Genomic DNA, 16,037 nt, shown 5'->3' with positions numbered 1-16,037 from the left:
TCCCGCAGGAAGGGGAGTTGAGGAAGGGTTGGCTAATCGGGGATTTTAATCTCTTTAGGGTCAAACTCGGGTTCGGGGAAGCTGAGGTCCATGCGCGACATGGCTTCGAGGATGATGCGCCCGACGGCCGAGTTGCGGTACCACTTGTAGTTGGCGGGGATGACGAACCACGGCGCCCACGCGGTGCTCGTGCGAGCGAGGACCTTCCCGTAGGCCTGCTGGAACTCGTCCCACTTCTCGCGGCTCTTGAGGTCCGCGGCGCTGAACTTCCAATGCTTCCGGGGATTGTCGAGCCGCTCCTGCAGACGCCGCTTCTGCTCGTCCTTGGAGATGTGCAGGAAGAACTTGAGCACCACGGTCCCGCTCGCGGTGAGCTCGCGCTCGAACTCGTTGATCTGCGCGTAGCGCTTCTCGATCTCCTTCTCCGGAAGCGTCTTGTAGACGGTCGGGACGAGGATGTCTTCGTAATGGGAGCGGTTGAAGACGCCGATGATCCCCTTGCCGGGCAGCGCGTTGCGGATGCGCCAGAGCCAGCGGTGCTTCTTCTCCTTCTCGGTGGGCTTCTTGAAGGGGGTGACCTTGATGCCCTGAGGGTTGAGGGAGGCGATGACGTGGCGGATGACGCCGTCCTTGCCGGCCGTGTCCATGGCCTGCAGGACGATGAGCACGGACTTGGCCCCGCGCGCATAGAGCATCTGCTGGAGCTCGTCGAGTTCCTCCTGATCCTCGCGCAGACGCTTGCCGGCCTTCTTCTCCTGATCGGACTCGAAGGGGCCGGTGTCGTAGGAGTCGATCGCGCTCAGGTCCACGACCCCGTCCGCCCCCTCCGGCGCCATGTGCCTCCGGGATTCGCGGCCGTAAAAGGTCTTCTCGAGCTCCGCGTCCGCCCGGCTCCCGCCGTCCTTGTGCACGCCGGCGTCGACCGCCTCGAGGGCCTCCAGCGCCTTCGGCCCGCTGGACTCCTCCGCGGCCTCCGCGGCGGCGCCCGCCTCGGCCTGTGCCGGGACGGAAACGGCCGCGGCCTTGCGGCCGCGATGAGCGCGCGGCTTCGCGGCCGGGACCTTCGCCGCGGCAGGTGCAACGGAGCCCGCCGCCGCGGCCTGGGCGGTCTTCAAAGCGGGAAGGGTCTCGAGCTCCGGCGTCGGAGCGTTCAGCGCCGCGACCGGGGAGGAGAGCTTCGCGTCGGGGAGCGCGAGCCGGACCGCCGCGACGCTCGTGACCCCGCTGAGCGCGGAGGCCGCCGCCGGAGCCGCCGAGACGACCTGCTGGGCGCGCGCGGAGTCCGCCGGGCACAGGACCGCCGCGAGCAGGAGGGCCGCGGGGCTCAGGAGGGTGAGGCGGAGGTCTTTCACTCTGAGGAAAGGATACCTTCCCTGCCGGGGAGGGGCATGGGCCGAGCGGGCTGGCGGAGGGGGTCCCAAGGGCCCCCCCCGCTTTAGGACCTCTGCCAAATTTTCTACCCTACACGGGATGAACCCGAAGTTGGCGCGCTGGACGCTCGCCGCCGTCGCCGCCGCCGGCCTGGCCTGGCTGCTCTACTGCGCCCCGCGCGGAGGAGGCCTCGCCCCCGGCGCACAGGCCCCGGACTTCCGGCTCAGCGACCTCGCCGGGCGCCCGATCTCGCTCAGCGACCTGCGCGGCCGCGTCGTGCTCGTGGATTTCTGGGCGACCTGGTGCGGGACCTGCGCCGAGGAGATCCCCGCCCTCAAGGACCTCTACGGCCGCTACCGCGGCGCGGAGTTCGAGCTGCTCGCGGCGGCGGTGGACCAGGGGGACTCCTCGGAGGTCGCGCTCTTCGCCCGCTCGAACGGCCTTCCCTATCCCGTCCTGCTCGCCGACTACGCCACCGCGCGCGCCTACGGGGTCTCGGGGATCCCGACGAAGTACCTCATCGACCGCGCAGGGGTCGTCCGCCGCCGCTACTACGGCGAGACCGACCCCTCGACGCTCGCCGCCGACATCGACGCCCTTCTGGGGAGGAAGCCATGAAGACGCTCGCCCTGCTGTTCCTGCTCGCGCCGTACGCGTTCGCCGCGGACCCCGCCGGCTTCGACCGGGACGCCTTCTACCGGCACGTGCGCAAGGCCTTCAGCGCTCCGGCGACCCTGAAGCTCGAGCTCAAGGACCTCAAGCCCTCCCCCCTCCAGGGCTGGCTCACCGGCAAGCTCGTCATCGGCGAGGACGGCCGGCAGACACAGCCCGTGACACTCAGCGAGGACGGCCGCTTCTACGTCATGAGCCCGGCCTTCCGCCTGGGCCCCTCGAAGCTCCCGGGCATGCGCGCCCCCGTCGCCGACCCCGAAGGGCCCGAGCCGCCCGCGCTGCAGGTGATGGGCGACGGGAGCTTCTTCCTCGTCGGCCAGCCGCAGGACCTGCGCGTGGACCCCGACGCCGCCAACCGCGCGAAGATGCGCTACGAGGGCGCCGGCTGGGGGCCCGCGGACGCTCCCGTGACGATCGTCGAGTACTCCGACTTCCAGTGTCCGCACTGCAAGCGCGCCTTCGAGTCCCTGGAGAAGGACGTCCTGCCGAAGTACGCAGGCAAGGTCCGCGTGTTCTTCAAGCACTACCCCCTGACGAACATCCATCCCTGGGCCTTCGAGGCGGCGGTGGCCGCTTCCTGCGCCTCGCGCCTCTCGCCGGCCAAGACCCAGGACTTCTACGCCGCCCTCTTCTCGCAGCAGGAGACGATCCAGAAGGAGAACTTCCGCGCCAAGGTCCTCGAACTGGCGAAGAAGAACGGCCTCGCGGAGTCGAAGTTCGCGCGCTGCCTCGACAAGCAGGAGACCAAGGCGGCGCTCGCGGCCGACGAGGCGGAGGCGACGGCGCTCGGCGTCAGCGCCACGCCGGCCATCTACGTCAACGGCCGGCGCGCCCCGCACTACGCGCCGGAAGTCCTCGGGCCTCTCCTCGACGAGATGCTCGCCGCCCCGAAATGACGGGGACTCCCGGAGCGGCCGAGCGCATCCGCGCCCTCTTCCGCGCGCACCTCGCCGCGCGGGGCCTGCGCATGACGCGCCCGCGCGAGCGCATCCTCGAGCATCTGCTGCGCAGCCGCCGCCACCAGAGCCTCGACGAGATCCATCGCGCGCTCAAGGCGCACGGCGTCGGCCGGGCCACGGTCTTCCGGACCCTGCGCATGCTCGAGGAATGCCGCCTGCTCGGCCGCCTCACCGGGACCGGCAAGGCGGCGCGCTTCGAGATGGGCGCCGAGCGGCCGCACCACGACCACCTGCTCTGCGTCGACTGCGGCCGCATCGTCGAGGTCTCGTGGCCGGGCCTCGAGGAGCTCCAGGCCCGCGGCTGCCGACGGCTCGGCTTCGAGCCCCTCTGGCACCGCCACGAGGTCTTCGGCCGCTGCGCGTCGTGTTCGAAGGGGAGGAGTCGTCATGGATAGCCGTCCCGTGCTCTGGATCGCCTTCAACCTCGTCGTCGCGGCCCTGCTCTGGGTGGACCTGCGGATCTTCAACCGACGGGCGCACGTCGTCTCCTTCAAGGAAGCCGCCCTCTGGAGCGTCGTCTGGATCATGACCGCCCTGCTCTTCGACGTCGGCATCTACTACACGCTCGGCAGTCAGAAGGCCGTGGAGTTCCTCACGGGCTACATCATCGAGAAGAGCCTCTCCGTCGACAACCTTTTCGTCTTCATCATGATCTTCGCCTACTTCGGCCTGCCCGAGCGCATCCAGCCGAAGATCCTCCACTGGGGCATCCTCGGCGCGCTGGCGATGCGCTTCGTCATGATCTTCGCGGGAGTCGCCCTCCTCGAGGCCTTCCACTGGGTCATCTACGTGTTCGGGGCGCTCCTCGTCTACACCGGAGCCAAGATGATGTTCGAGACGGAGCACAAGGTCGAGCCCGGGAAGAACATCGTCCTGCGCGCGCTCAAGAAGGTCCTACCTTTCGCGGAGCACTACGACGGGGAGTCCTTCTTCGTCAAGAACGGAGCCCGCTGGTGCGCCACCCCGCTCTTCGCGACCCTCGTCGTCATCGAGGTCTCGGACCTCGTCTTCGCGGTGGACTCCATCCCCGCCGTGCTCGCGATCACGACCGACCCCTTCATCGTCTACACCTCCAACGTCTTCGCCATCCTGGGGCTGCGGGCGTTGTACTTCCTCCTGGCCGGGACCATGAACCTCTTCCGCTACCTCAAGACCGGCGTCGCCGTCGTCCTCTGCTATGTCGGCGTGAAGATGCTGGCGGTGGACTTCTTCAAGATCCCCGTTTCCGTCTCGCTCGCCGTCATCATCGGCATCCTGGCCGTCTCCGTCCTGGCCTCTCTGGCGGTCCGGCCCGCGCGCCCCTCCGCCTCCTGATATGGGCCTCCTGACCGTGCTCTCGATCGCCGTGGGGCTCTCCATGGACGCCTTCGCCGTCTCCATCACCCGCGGCCTCTCCATCAAGACGCTCCGGCCCGTCCACGCGCTGAAGATCGCGGCGTTCTTCGGAGGTTTCCAGGTCCTCATGCCGGTCCTCGGCTGGCTCGCGGGGACCAGGATGCGGGACCTCGTCTCCGGCATCGACCACTGGGTGGCCTTCGCGCTCCTCGCCTTCGTCGGAGGCAAGATGATGTGGGAGGCCCTTCCCGGTCACCGGGAAGAGGACGAGTCGGAGGGAGACCCCACCGCCACGGGCGTCCTCTTCCTGCTCGCCGTCGCCACGAGCATCGACGCCTTCGCGGTGGGCCTCACCTTCTCCTTCCTGAGGACCTCGATCCTGCTGCCCGTGACCGTCATCGGCCTCGTCACCTTCGCCTTCTCGTACGCGGGGACCTACATCGGGCGCAGGACGGGACACCTCCTCGAGAAGAAAGCCGAGTTCCTCGGCGGCATCATCCTCATCGGCATCGGAGTGAAGGTCCTCCTCGAGCACCTGGGCGCCTGACGACCGGCCTCGAGCGCGCCGGAGAGTCGAAGCGGAGCGACGGGAGGGACCTGCGCGTCAGCGCGGGCGGCCCGCGCCCGGCGGGGCGTCGCCCAGCTGCCCGGCCAGCGAACCGAGGTCGGCGACGGGCAGGTCGCAGATCCCGTCGTGACACACGTACGCGGTCGCCTTCCCTCCGACGGGCCGGGCGCCGCGCGCGAAGGGCATGTGGCGAGCCAGGCGCAGGCGCCGCTCGTCGCCCGCCGCGACCAGCAGGAGCCGGTCGGGGCGATAGCGGGAATGGACGAGCCGCAGCATCTCGCGAAGGCCGGCATCCTCCGCGTCCGCGGCGGCGAGCACGATCTGCAGCGGCTTGGCGGCGGCGAACTCGGCGGCGCAGAGCAGAGCGCCCGCCTCGCGCCGGCGCGGGTGGCGTTCCAGCACGGTCTTCGCGGCTTTACGGAACTCCTTGCGGTCGGTGAGCCAGGCCAGTCGCAGCAGGGCAGAGGCGCCGGCGCCGGCGGCCTCGGCCTCCGCCGCCGCCAACGCGCGCGCCTCGCGCGCGAGCGCGGCGCCGAGCTCGACGGCGGCGTCGAGCTGGCCGGGGTCGAAGGAGGCCTCGTAGAGGTCGAGCAGCCCCTCGACGCGGAACGCCCGGCCGGCCGCGTCCTTCGGCATGGGAGCGCCGGCAAGGAGGAGCGCGGCGGCGAGGTCGTCGGAAGAGTCGAGGACCCCCGCCCCCCGGGCCAGGGCCGAAAGGGCTCGCGGGGCCGCCGCGGGGGCGTCCGGGCCGCGCAGGCAGGCGAGGCGCGCGCGCGCGCCGCGCAGGAAGTCGCGCTCATGCGAGGCCTGCCAGGCGTCGAGCAGGAGGCGGGCGGCGCGGGCGTCCTCGGCCGCGCCGCGGCAGGAGGTCTCGGCGGCCGCCGCGCGCAGCGGCTGGAGGGCTTCGGAGAGACCCTCGCCGCCGCGAGCCCAGCGGCGCAGCGGGACGCAGACGGAGGAGGGGTCGGGAGCCGGCGCGCCGGCGGAGGCCGGCGCGCTCAGCAGAAGGAGGGCGAGAACGCCCGCGGGCACGACCTCACCCCCGGGACTGACGGATCTGCTCTTCGACGGCGCGGCTCAGGCCCTCGGCGTCGGCCCCGTCGACGCGGCGGCCGTTGATGACGAAGGCGGGGGTCCCGTTGATGCCGAGCTTGAGGGCCTCCTCGAGGTCCCGCTTCACCGCGGGCAGCGCCTGCTTCTTCTCGATGCAGGCGAGGTAGGCCTTCTCCTTGGCGCCGGCGGCCTTCGCGTACTCGAGGGCCTTGGCGTCGATGTTGTCGGCGCGCAGCTCGCGCTGGTTGTCGAAGAGCTTGTCGTGCATCGTCCAGAACTTGTCCTGCCCCTGCAGCTTCACGCACTCGGCGGCGACGGCGGCCGGCTCCGCCCAGTCGTGGAAGCCCAGCGGCATGGACTTGTAGACCCAGCGCACCTTCCCGGGGAAGTCCTTCATGATGCGGTCTCTCATGATCTCGTAGGCCTTCTGGCAGAAGGGGCACTGGAAGTCGGTGTACTGGACGACGGTGACGGGCGCCGCGGCCTTGCCGCGCACCGGGGAGCCCTGGAGGTCCATGAGCTTCACGCGCTCCGCGGAGGGAAGCACCGTGACGTCGTTGAGGCGGCCCAGCGTGTAGTAGCGGCCGTCCTTGCTGATGAGCATGAGCTCCGACTGGGTGCGCCCGCCGAGGCTCAGCTGGATGTCGACCTCGTCGAAGCCGGGGACGGCCGAGGCCCGCGGCTTGCCGAACTCGACCTTCACGGTCGAGGGAAGGTTGACGGTCTCGCGCACGTGCCGCTCGAGGACCTTCTCGTCGAAGGCGCGGCAGGGGGCGGAGAGGAGCGCGGCGAGGACGAGCAGCGAAAGGGTCTTCATGGATACCTTCCTGACGGGGTCTCCGACGGAAAGACTATAGTATAGGCCCGCGCGGCGGGGCAAGACAGCCGGGGATCCCGACGGCGGGGTTCCCCGGCGGCGTCTCGGAAGGCAAACCGGGAATCCTCGACAGAGGATTCCCGGTAAGCTATAATCGCATCTCCGCTCAGGGTCGTACTGCGCTCGTAGCTCAATGGATCGAGCACCAGCCTGCGGAGCTGGTGATACAGGTTCGATTCCTGTCGAGCGCACCACTTCCCGACGAGAAATCCATACAATCCGCGCAGTTGGTTGGTGTCGGGAGCCCCGAAAGGGGCTCCCGACATCACCAGCCTTGTCCCCCCTGTGGAGGCCGTCATGGGTGGACCAGGAATCGCCACACTGCGCCCGAATGAGTCGACCTGGGAAGTTGCGCTGCGCCTTCTCATGCTCCGGTGCCGCTCGCAGATCACCGAACGCAGGTGGGGCAAACCCGCCTGAAAAATTCGGCGCTGGTCTTTCTCCGACGAGCACATGCGGACTTTTTTGTGCCGGATTTCCCAGGCTAATCGAGACGGAGCGGGACGCGGAGCTCCTCGACGAGCTTATCGGCGACGTCCGCGGCATAGGCCCGCGCGGACGTCTCGTCGAGGCCCATGCCCATGTGCACGCGCGGCAGGAGATCGGCGGCGAAAGTGAAGCCCCAATGCCCGAGGCTCCGGCAGTCCGCCGTCGAGAAGGCCTGCACGATGTAGCGCCTCTGTGGCAGAGGAGACGGCAGCGGCTCGCCAGCGTCGATTCCCTCCAGCGGCGGCCAGAAAGTCACCCACAAGACGACGAAGGCGTCAAGCCGCAGCCGGTCCCGGACATACGCGGCGGTGCGCGGATCGCAGTCCTCGAAGTGGGAAGGGTCCTTGGCGTCGGAGTCGGGGTGTCTCTCGGCGGGCGAAGCGATCGGGAGATGGCTCTTCCCGTAGCGTTCCTTGACCTCGACCTTGGCGAGAAAGCGCTCCGGCGCCCCTCCTCTCACCCGCACGGCGAGTTCGTCGAGGATCAGGTCGCCGGCGCGTTCGAGCTTGAGCTGGGTGGGCAGGGAGAGGCCGTCCGGCGACGCACCGGAAAAGAACGCGAAACGGCTCCCCCGGTCGAGGATCGCGGTCTTCGGAGTCCCGACGCCGGCGCAGCCGCAGAGGAGCAGGCCGAGAAGAAGGATGGACCCTTTCATCAGTAGGGACCTCGAGGGAAGCCGACCAGGACCTTGCGGACGGCCTCCATGAGCTTGCGGTCGTGGAGCGGATCCCCCGTCTTCTGCTCCAAGGCCTCCAGAAGCCCGTCCTGAAGGACTCCCGCGGCCTTGCGCGCGGACAGGGCGATCTCCCCTTCCGACGCCGCGCCGCTCCCCGACCAATGCTCCCGGCCGGACTTCGCGTCCACCAGCCGCAGGCTCAGCGCGGTCTTCTCCTTGCGGGCGAAGCCGACGTTGGCCCTCGTGTTCTCCTCCAGCACGACGTAGACGATCCCGCCGACCTCCAGCGCCGCTCCCAGCTGCCTCGCGGAAACCGCCTTGAGCTGGCCTCCGTCCGTGATTCCCAGCTTCTCCCGGAGCAGTCGGTCTGTGAGCTCCAGAGGCAGGACCTCGAACCCGCGGCGAGCGAGGCGCTCATGCAGCCAATAGCGGGCGGTCCCCGCCGCGTCAAGGTCGTTCGATCGGTTGTCCAGAGGCAGCACGGCGATCCGCGGGATCCCTCCGGAGCCGCGCCGGGACGGCGTGGGCTCGCGAACCGCTCCCTCGGCCGGAAGGGACAGCGTCTCCTCATCGGGAGGCGGGGACCGGCCGAGCTCGGCGAGGATCCGGCGACTGCGCGGGTTGATCTGGAGTCCCTTCCGCCAAGCGCGTTGCGCCTCCCGCTGTTTGCCCGCGGCGCGGAAGGCCTTCCCCAGATACCAATAGGTCCCGGCGCTGGTGAAGCCGACCGTCGAGATGGACCTCTTGAAAGCGTCGACCGCCTCCTCGCCGCGGCCCTGGGCAAGCAGGACTCGGCCGCGCGCGAACTGGCCGTCTGTGCCGGGCCGCAGCGCAAGGGATCTACGGAGGGCTTCCCCTGCGCTGTCGAGATCCGACCCCCGCGTCGCCAGGATGACGGCGAGGGAGGCATAGGCCAGACCGCTCTCCGGATGCCGCCGGACGATCTTCGCGCCATTCGTCCGCACCCTCGCCACGAGCGCATCCATCGCGTCGCGGTCGTCCTTCTCCTTGAGGATATCCATGAGCATCTGGTAAGCGAGGAACGTCTCGGGTGCCTCGGAAGATTCAACGGTCGCGAGGAGCGTCTGAAGATGCCCCTGCGCGCGCTCCAGGCGGCCCCGAGAGGAATCGACGAACGCCCGATCGAGCAGCAGCCACGAATCGGAAGAGCCCGTCTTCATGAGCCCGTCCAGGATGAGGTCCGCAAGCCCATAGAAGCCCCGTCCCGCGCATTCGGACGCGACGGTCCGTTGGATGTCCGGACCGAACCCGGTGAAGACCGGTCTCTTGCTGAACCCCTCGCATGCCCGGCGGACCAGACGCGCTGCCTCCACCCGGCTCGCCGCATCCTGGCGGAGTTCCATCCCGGCTTCGAAAGCGGCCCTGGGAGCTAAGTCGCTGTCCGGAAGCTCACGGACGATGAATCGAAGCCATTGGATGGTCTCCGGCAGCCGGCCGGCCTGGCGATGCGCGCCGGCCAAGCCGAGAGCGATCATCGCCTTCGTCTGGGGGTCGCCGGCGAGCTTAAGCGCTCTGCCAAGGAGGTCGATGGACAGGTCCCATCGCCGCTGAGAAGGAGTTTGATAGGTCGCCCCCAGCTCCACCAGCGTCGGCAGATGATCGGGGGCGATCTTCAAGATTTTCTCGAAGGCTTGGATCTGCTCCGCGGGATCGTCGCGGAGCAAGGCGGCGAGGTACTGATAATCGGCGTTCCGCGGAGCCAGCTCGACGGCGGTCTGAAAATGCGAGCGCGCCTGCGGGCGGTCGCCTACGCGCAGATAGATGATCCCGAGACTCTTCGCCGCCTCGGCTCTATCCTCGTCGGTCTCGGCCTTCTCGAAGGCCTTCTCGTAGCTCTTGATCGCCCCCTCGACATCCTCGGCCTTGAAAGCGTCCCCGCCCAACTGCGCATAGGGATCGTCGTCCAGGGCGGCGATGCCGGGGGCGGAGGATGCGAGGAGCAGGAGGACGCAGAGGGACGCCGCTTTCATCACTTCGGCGCTTCCGGGTTTGCCGCGGGTCCACCCGGAAGCGCCGCGTATAGGCGAGTTATTCCAGACATCGAGCTCCTAATACAAAAGCCTGGGCCCCTGCACTAAGCATCGTCGGGCGCCGGCTCATGGCGCCCGAACTCGCTGTTGAAGGTGAGGGACTCGAGGCCGCTCATGCGGTCGAGGAAGACCTTGCCGTCGAGGTGGTCGCACTCGTGCTGGAGGACGCGGGCGAAGAAGCCTTCGACGGCGAACTCGCGCTTCTTCCCGTCGCGGTCGAGGCAGCGCACGCGCACCCCGCGCGGCCGCGTGACGAGGCCGCGCAGGTCGGGCACGCTGAGGCAGCCCTCCCAGCCGGTCTCGACGGCCTCGGAGCGCTCGAGGAACTCGGGGTTCAAGAGGATGTGCAGCCGGCCGGGCGCCTCCTTCTTCCCCTCGGAGGCCTCGCGCGCGGGCTCGAGCGCGAGCACGAGCCGGGCGGAGACGTGGACCTGCGGGGCCGCGAGGCCGACGCCGTCGTACTCGAAGAGGGTGTCGATCATGTCGTCGATGAGGCGCTGGACCTCCGCCGAGCGGACCTTGTCGGGAGGGATCGCCTTGGCCTTCGCGCGCAAGACGGGGTGCCCCAGCTTCGCGACCTTCAGGATCATGGATATAGTCTACCAAACGACAGGACCTCTGAAAAAAGCGAAAATGACTCCATGAGCCGCCGCTTCCACGCCTCCGCCGAGCTCCGCTCGGTCGTTCATCTCGCCGCGCCCATCGCTCTCATGCAGACGGGCATGGTGCTCTACGGCACGGTCGACACGCTCATGGTCGGACGCCTCGGCCCCGAGGCGATCGCCGTCGTCGGGATCTCCGGCTCCACCTACTTCATGCTCTTCATCGTCGCGATGGGGCTCCTCCTCGGCATCGACCCGCTCTCCTCCCGCGCCCACGGCGAGGGCAAGCCGGAGCGCTGCGTCGAGGTGCTCGTCCACGCCGCCGCGCTGGCCCTGCTGGCCGCCCTGCCGGTCTTCCTCGCCCTCGGGCAGGCCGATCGCCTCTTCGCCCTCATCGGCGTGCAGGCCTCCGTGGCCGAGTCCGCCGCGCGCTACCTGCGCGTGCTGCGCTGGGCCATGTTCCCCGGCCTCCTCTTCGCCGCCTGCCGCCACTTCCTGCAGTCGCAGAGCATCACGCGCCCTCAGCTCTTCGCCGTCATCGCGGGCAACGTCCTCAACGCCCTGCTCGTCTGGGCCCTCGTCTTCGGCCGCTGGGGAGCCCCCGCGCTCGGCGTCCTCGGCGCCGCCTGGGCGACGCTGGGCGCGAGCATCCTGTCGCTGCTGGTGGCGGGGACGGCGGCCCTGCGCCGGATCCGGCACTCCCGCTTCCGCTGGGGCGGCTGGCGCCCCGAGCTCTTCACGGAGCTCCTGCACGTGGGCGTCCCCGCCGGCCTCCAGCTCCTCGTCGAGGTCGCGGCGTTCTCGATGGCGACGATGCTCTGCGGCCGCATCGGCGCCGCGGCGGCCGCGGCCCATCAGATCACGCTCAACCTCGCGAGTCTCACCTACATGATCCCGCTCGGGCTCTCGCACGCCGCGGCCGTGCGCGTCGGGCAGGGCCTCGGGAAGGGCCGCCCCCTGGAGGCCGCGCGCTCCGGCTGGGCCGCGCTCGCCGTCGGCGCCTCCTTCATGGCCCTCATGAGCGCGCTCTTCGTGCTCTTCCCGCGCGCCATCCTCGGCCTCTACACCTCCGACCCGGTCGTGCTCGGCATCGGCGGCGGCCTGCTCATGGTCGCGGCCTTCTTCCAGGTCTTCGACGCCACGCAGATCGTCCTGACCGGCGCCCTGCGCGGACTCGGGGAGACGCGGACGCCCTTCCTCGTCAACCTCGCGGGCCACTGGTGCGTCGGCCTTCCCGTGGGGGCCTGGCTGGCCTTCGGAGCCGGGCTTGGGGCCCTCGGACTCTGGATCGGCCTCTGCACCGGCCTCTGCCTCGTCGCCCTCAGCCTCCTCCTCGTCTGGCACCGCCGCGCCGCGACGCTCTGCGAGAGCCCCGCCCGGTCCTCGGCCCATTGAAGCGGCCGCTCCAAAAGAGCGATTATCCTTCCCGCACGAGACGAAAGGGGGGACGAATGATTGCGATGAACATCCTGATGCTCGCGGGCGCGTGGGCGACCTTCGTCCATGCGGGGACGCTGACCGCCTACGACGCGTCCTTTTCGGTGACCGTCCCGACGGGCTACAACGAGTCGCCCCCGTCGATCTGGAGCCCCTCGGTCCGGCCGGCCCTCGCGATCCAGAAGGGCCGGAAGGTCGGCCGCACGAATCTCCCGCTCCTCTTCCTGCTGCACGTCGACGGCGACGACGCCGCCGTCGTCGCGCGCAAGGAACGCGGAGCGGCGGTCGCTCGGGAGAATCCGAACTACTCCCCGGCGGCGGTGGTGCAGATCCCGTTGCGCGCCGACCTGACCGCCTACGGCTATTCGGACGGCAAGACGGATTGCGGCGCGGACGAGAAACCCTGCGGCAACTGGTTCATCTACCTCCCTTGGGGAAGCCGCACCCTCAAGGCGGTCTGCTGGGAGCAGGAGACCTCGCTGTGCCGAAAGATCCTCGCATCGATCCGGAAGGCCGGCGAGGCCGAAAAGACGGGCGGAAGCGGCAAGGAACGCCGCCGCTCGGCCGGCAGCCCCTGAAGCCTCTCCCACAAGGCGCCGTTCCCCGGTCACAAACCGCCGGAACGGCGCTATAATAAAATCATCTCTCCGCTCCGGACCCCGTCGGGGTCCGCCCCGGAGCGGGCCACCCTCCGACCTCGGAGGGCCCCCGGGAGAAGCCCATGTGGAAGACGACCGAAGGCAGCACCGGACGCTTGCTCCAGCTCTGCGCCGCGTACTTCTTCTTCTACGTCCTGACCGGCGTCACCGTGAAGGTCTTCACCGGGCCCGCCGCCGCCGGCTTCCCCGGGATGCCCGAGCTCGCCTTCCTGATCTACAGCACCTTCGGGAGCACGCTCGTCTGCCTCGGCGTCATCTTTGCGAAGGGCTGGCATCGCGCGACGAACCCGACCCTCGTCGCCCTCGGTCCGCTGCGCTTCCCCCGCGAGTACCTCTACATCATCCCCTCGGGCGTCTGCACGGCCGTGGTCATACCCACCACGACGCTCATGTACATGCTCCCCATCTCGGTGATGGTGGCCATGGTCATCATGCGCGCCAGCGTCATCATCATCAGCCGCGCGGTCGACGAGGTCCAGATCCGGCAGGGGATCCTCCATAAGAAGGTCTTCTGGGAAGAGAACGCCGCCGTAGTCTTCGCGCTCTGCGCCGCCGGGGTGCACCTGCTCATGGTCAAGCCCGGCGACTTCGACTTCATCCACAACCCGGCCGCGGTCGCGATCCTCTCGAGCTACATCCTGGTCTACTCCATCCGCATCTACATCATGAACTACTACAAGAACACGCGTCCCAAGGGCGCCCCGCTCGACAACAAGTGGTTCTTCTCCATCGAGCAGATCGCCGCGACCACGGTGATGCTGCTCGCGACGGCCGCCCTGCTCGCCTGCCCGGCCTGCCTGGGCGGCGACGCTCCCGCGCTCACGATCTTCCGCGACGCCGTCTTCGTCCCGCACGCGCGGTGGCCGAGCGCGACCCTGGCGGGGACGGCGTACGGCATGGTGGCCTTCTTCTCCGTCTTCATCTTCATGTTCAAGGGCCGCACCGCGACTTTCGCCGGGCTCGTCAACCGCCTGACCTCGCTGGTGGCGGGGACGGCGGCGACCCTGCTCTTCTGGCTGATCTACGGCGGGAAGCCCCCGAAGCCGCAGGACTGGATCTCCCTGGGGCTCATCCTCGTCGCGGTGGCCTTCCTCTCCTCGGCGGAGAAGCGCCGCGCGGCCGAGCTCGCCGCCGAGGCGGACTCCGGAGCCCCCGGAACCGGGGCGCTCCCCGCGGCCGCGGCCGCTTGCGCCCCCCCGAAGATCAGGTAATCTCCCCCCTCTCGATAGGGAGGGGTGCCTGAATAGGAAGAAGCCGCGCGGCTCGGACCGCACGGCTTCTTCTCTGCGTCCGCGTCGAGGACGCCGCTAAGCGCTCTCGGTCGCGGGCCGGAAGCGCGCGAAGAGCGCGCGAAGGTCGGGGTGCTCCTGGAGCAGCTGCGCGGGCGGGATGACGCGCACGCGCCGGCGGTAGCGCCGGAAGGCGCGGGTGAAGGCCGCGGCGCCCTTGCGGTCGATGAACTTGAGCCCTTCCATGTTCACGACCAGCGCCTCGCGCCCGCGCGAGAGGGCCTCGTCGAACCGGCGGCCGAAGGCCTCGGCGTTCTTGCCGTCGAGCGCGCCCTCGAGGCGCACGCGCAGCTCGGCGGTGCGGCGCTCGAAGCGCACGCGCAGCTCGGCCGCGGCGCCGTCCTTGCGCAGCTCCCCGTAGAAGCGCATGAGCTCCTCGAGGCGGCTCGTCCAGCGGAAGCGCTTGGGCGCCAGATGCGGATGCTGGAACCAGTCGATGCGCAGCGTCAGCGCCGTCCAGCACGCCATCGCGAGCGCGCCGACCGATCGGACCCGGTCGGCGAGCGTCGGGGCGCCGCACTCCTCGTAGCAGCGGCGTTCGAGCGCCGCGACCCAGCGCCGCATGCGGCGGTTGGGCCCCAGCAGCTTGCCGGCGAGGAAGATGGGATAGACGAAACGGACGGCCGCGCGGTTGCGCTCGGCCTTCGCGCGCAGCAGCGCCGAGGCGGAGACCCGCTGGGAGAGGTAGCCGTTGAGCCAGGTCCGCACGCTGCGGAACACCGAGGGCCCCAGGCGCTCGAAGTCCTGCTCGTAGCACCACTGCTGGAGGTCCTCGATCTCCCGCGCGGAGAGCTTGGGATGGGTCACCATGGAGGTGAAGCCCGTGCAGCGGCGGTAGTACTCCTCGGGGTCCGCGGCCATCTCGGGACGCAGGCGCTTCTCCTCGACGATGCGCTTGTAGAACGGAGTGCCGGGGGTCGGCCCGTAGATGAGGAACTGCGAGTACGCGGGACGCAGGCGCATGAGGCCGCGCAGCTCGCGGGCCACGGTCTCCCGGTCCTGATAGTCGAAGCCGACGATCATCGAGGAGAGCACGGTGAAGCCCTTGCGGGTGAGTTCGGGGATGAGCTCTTCCACCGGCCGGCCCTTCTGCTTCTCGTAGTTCGAGCGGGTCCCCTCGTAGCCGACCCAGACCCCGTCGACGCCCATCTCGAGCAGCTCGTCGGTGGTGTACTGGCTGAGGGCCTTCACGCTCGCGAAGGCGAAGATGGAGAGGGGCACCCCGCCCGCGATGACGCGCTCGCGGAACTCCATGGCGCGCTGCTTGTTGAGGAGGAAGTCCTCATCGAGGACCGTGAACTGCATCGAGGGGTCCTTCTCGAGGTACTGCCGGACGACCCGGTAGAGGTCCGCCCCGGTGGGCAGCAGCGGGATGTGCTTGCGGCTGAAGAAGTGCGAGGTCGAGCAGAAGTCGCAGCCGTTGGGACACCCCAGACCCCCGAAGATCATCCCCGTCTGCGAGGCCGGCAGGGAGAAGAAGCGCAGCTTGCTGACGATGGTCGGATGGTCGAAGGGCATCGGCCGAGGCGGCTCGCCGAGCAGCTCGCGCATGTAGGCCACGCCCTCGCCGCGGCAGAAATGGTCGCCCCAGGGCTTGAGCTCCGAATCCGAGAGCACGGTGCCGTAGCCGCCCAGGATGATCTTCGTGGCCGGGGAGTGCTTGCGCACCAGGGCCGACACCTTCTTCATCTTGTGGTAGGTCCCCAGGATGAAGGAGATCCCGATATAGTCGTAGCCCCGCTTGAGCTCCCTCAGGAGCTGGCGCTCGGAGGGATAGTGAAGCACGGTCGCCGGGGTCTCCAGGTTGTGGGCGATATAGTCGAGGCCGAAGGCCACATGGGTCGCGCGGGGGCTGAAGATGCCCTGGGCGCGGGTGACCTGGCCGTAAAGCAGTTCATAGCCGACGCTCGGGGCATCCCCGTGCTTGGGGCCGAGGGGGCGGCAAACGGTGGTGAGAAGGACTTTCTGCATGGTTCTCCGGCTCTGGACGAGTGTCCGA

15 protein-coding genes and 1 tRNA gene are annotated in these 16,037 nt (G+C 69.2%); 9 read left to right on the top strand and 7 right to left on the bottom strand.

Features of this window, described 5'->3' with window-relative positions:
• Positions 1-32: 32 nt before the first annotated feature.
• Entirely contained in the window at positions 33-1,352 is a 1,320-nt protein-coding gene (locus WC969_14640; GenBank protein ID MFA6031090.1) for a PPK2 family polyphosphate kinase, read from the bottom strand.
• Positions 1,353-1,470: 118 nt separating this feature from the next.
• On the opposite strand from WC969_14640, the gene WC969_14635 reads away from it, so the two are divergent.
• The 5 genes from WC969_14635 to WC969_14615 are packed head-to-tail and all read left to right on the top strand — an operon-like array spanning position 1,471 to position 4,884.
• Complete coding sequence (locus WC969_14635; protein ID MFA6031089.1) at positions 1,471-1,989, top strand: TlpA disulfide reductase family protein; 519 nt, start codon at positions 1,471-1,473, stop codon at positions 1,987-1,989.
• On the top strand, positions 1,986-2,939 hold the full coding sequence (locus WC969_14630; GenBank protein ID MFA6031088.1) for a DsbA family protein: 954 nt from the start codon (positions 1,986-1,988) through the stop codon (positions 2,937-2,939). The genes WC969_14635 and WC969_14630 overlap by 4 nt, the downstream gene beginning before the upstream one ends.
• Positions 2,936-3,397: a Fur family transcriptional regulator gene (locus WC969_14625; GenBank protein ID MFA6031087.1), complete on the top strand. Its 462-nt coding sequence runs from the start codon at positions 2,936-2,938 to the stop codon at positions 3,395-3,397. The genes WC969_14630 and WC969_14625 overlap by 4 nt, the downstream gene beginning before the upstream one ends.
• A complete protein-coding gene (locus tag WC969_14620) occupies positions 3,390-4,316 on the top strand; it encodes a TerC family protein (protein ID MFA6031086.1) in 927 nt (308 codons plus the stop codon). Before WC969_14625 ends, WC969_14620 begins: the two co-directional genes overlap by 8 nt.
• A 1-nt stretch (position 4,317) precedes the next feature.
• Complete coding sequence (locus WC969_14615) at positions 4,318-4,884, top strand: manganese efflux pump MntP family protein (protein ID MFA6031085.1); 567 nt, start codon at positions 4,318-4,320, stop codon at positions 4,882-4,884.
• A gap of 57 nt (positions 4,885-4,941) precedes the next feature.
• On the opposite strand, the gene WC969_14610 is transcribed toward WC969_14615, so the two are convergent.
• Positions 4,942-5,937: a hypothetical protein gene (locus tag WC969_14610; GenBank protein MFA6031084.1), complete on the bottom strand. Its 996-nt coding sequence runs from the start codon at positions 5,935-5,937 to the stop codon at positions 4,942-4,944.
• Positions 5,938-5,941: 4 nt separating this feature from the next.
• Entirely contained in the window at positions 5,942-6,775 is an 834-nt protein-coding gene (locus WC969_14605) for a thioredoxin domain-containing protein (GenBank protein ID MFA6031083.1), read from the bottom strand.
• A gap of 179 nt (positions 6,776-6,954) precedes the next feature.
• Between WC969_14605 and WC969_14600 the strand changes: the two genes are divergently transcribed.
• Positions 6,955-7,029 (top strand) — tRNA-Arg (locus WC969_14600).
• 290 nt (positions 7,030-7,319) lie between these two features.
• Here WC969_14600 and WC969_14595 read toward each other — a convergent pair.
• The 3 genes from WC969_14595 to def form a co-directional block, all read right to left on the bottom strand.
• Positions 7,320-7,979 (bottom strand): hypothetical protein, encoded by a 660-nt coding sequence (locus WC969_14595; protein MFA6031082.1) that lies wholly within the window; start codon positions 7,977-7,979, stop codon positions 7,320-7,322.
• Entirely contained in the window at positions 7,979-9,991 is a 2,013-nt protein-coding gene (locus WC969_14590; GenBank protein MFA6031081.1) for a GNA1162 family protein, read from the bottom strand. The genes WC969_14595 and WC969_14590 overlap by 1 nt, the downstream gene beginning before the upstream one ends.
• Before the next feature lie 104 nt (positions 9,992-10,095).
• Positions 10,096-10,641, bottom strand: a complete 546-nt coding sequence (gene def / locus WC969_14585; protein MFA6031080.1) for a peptide deformylase — start codon at positions 10,639-10,641, stop codon at positions 10,096-10,098.
• 51 nt (positions 10,642-10,692) lie between these two features.
• Between def and WC969_14580 the strand changes: the two genes are divergently transcribed.
• From WC969_14580 to WC969_14570, 3 genes are all read left to right on the top strand, one after another.
• Positions 10,693-12,048, top strand: coding sequence for an MATE family efflux transporter (locus WC969_14580; protein MFA6031079.1), 1,356 nt, complete (start codon positions 10,693-10,695; stop codon positions 12,046-12,048).
• Between the two features lie 65 nt (positions 12,049-12,113).
• A complete protein-coding gene (locus WC969_14575) occupies positions 12,114-12,668 on the top strand; it encodes a hypothetical protein (GenBank protein MFA6031078.1) in 555 nt (184 codons plus the stop codon).
• A 143-nt stretch (positions 12,669-12,811) separates the two neighbouring features.
• Complete coding sequence (locus WC969_14570; GenBank protein MFA6031077.1) at positions 12,812-13,960, top strand: hypothetical protein; 1,149 nt, start codon at positions 12,812-12,814, stop codon at positions 13,958-13,960.
• A gap of 96 nt (positions 13,961-14,056) precedes the next feature.
• Here WC969_14570 and WC969_14565 read toward each other — a convergent pair whose 3' ends face one another.
• Positions 14,057-16,009, bottom strand: coding sequence for an STAS domain-containing protein (locus WC969_14565; GenBank protein ID MFA6031076.1), 1,953 nt, complete (start codon positions 16,007-16,009; stop codon positions 14,057-14,059).
• Positions 16,010-16,037: the final 28 nt, after the last annotated feature.

This window comes from Elusimicrobiota bacterium (assembly GCA_041660925.1).
Taxonomy (GTDB): domain Bacteria; phylum Elusimicrobiota; class Elusimicrobia; order UBA1565; family UBA1565; genus JBAZUV01.
Note: the sequence above shows the minus strand (reverse complement) of the source record. Positions and strands in the feature narration are given on the sequence as shown.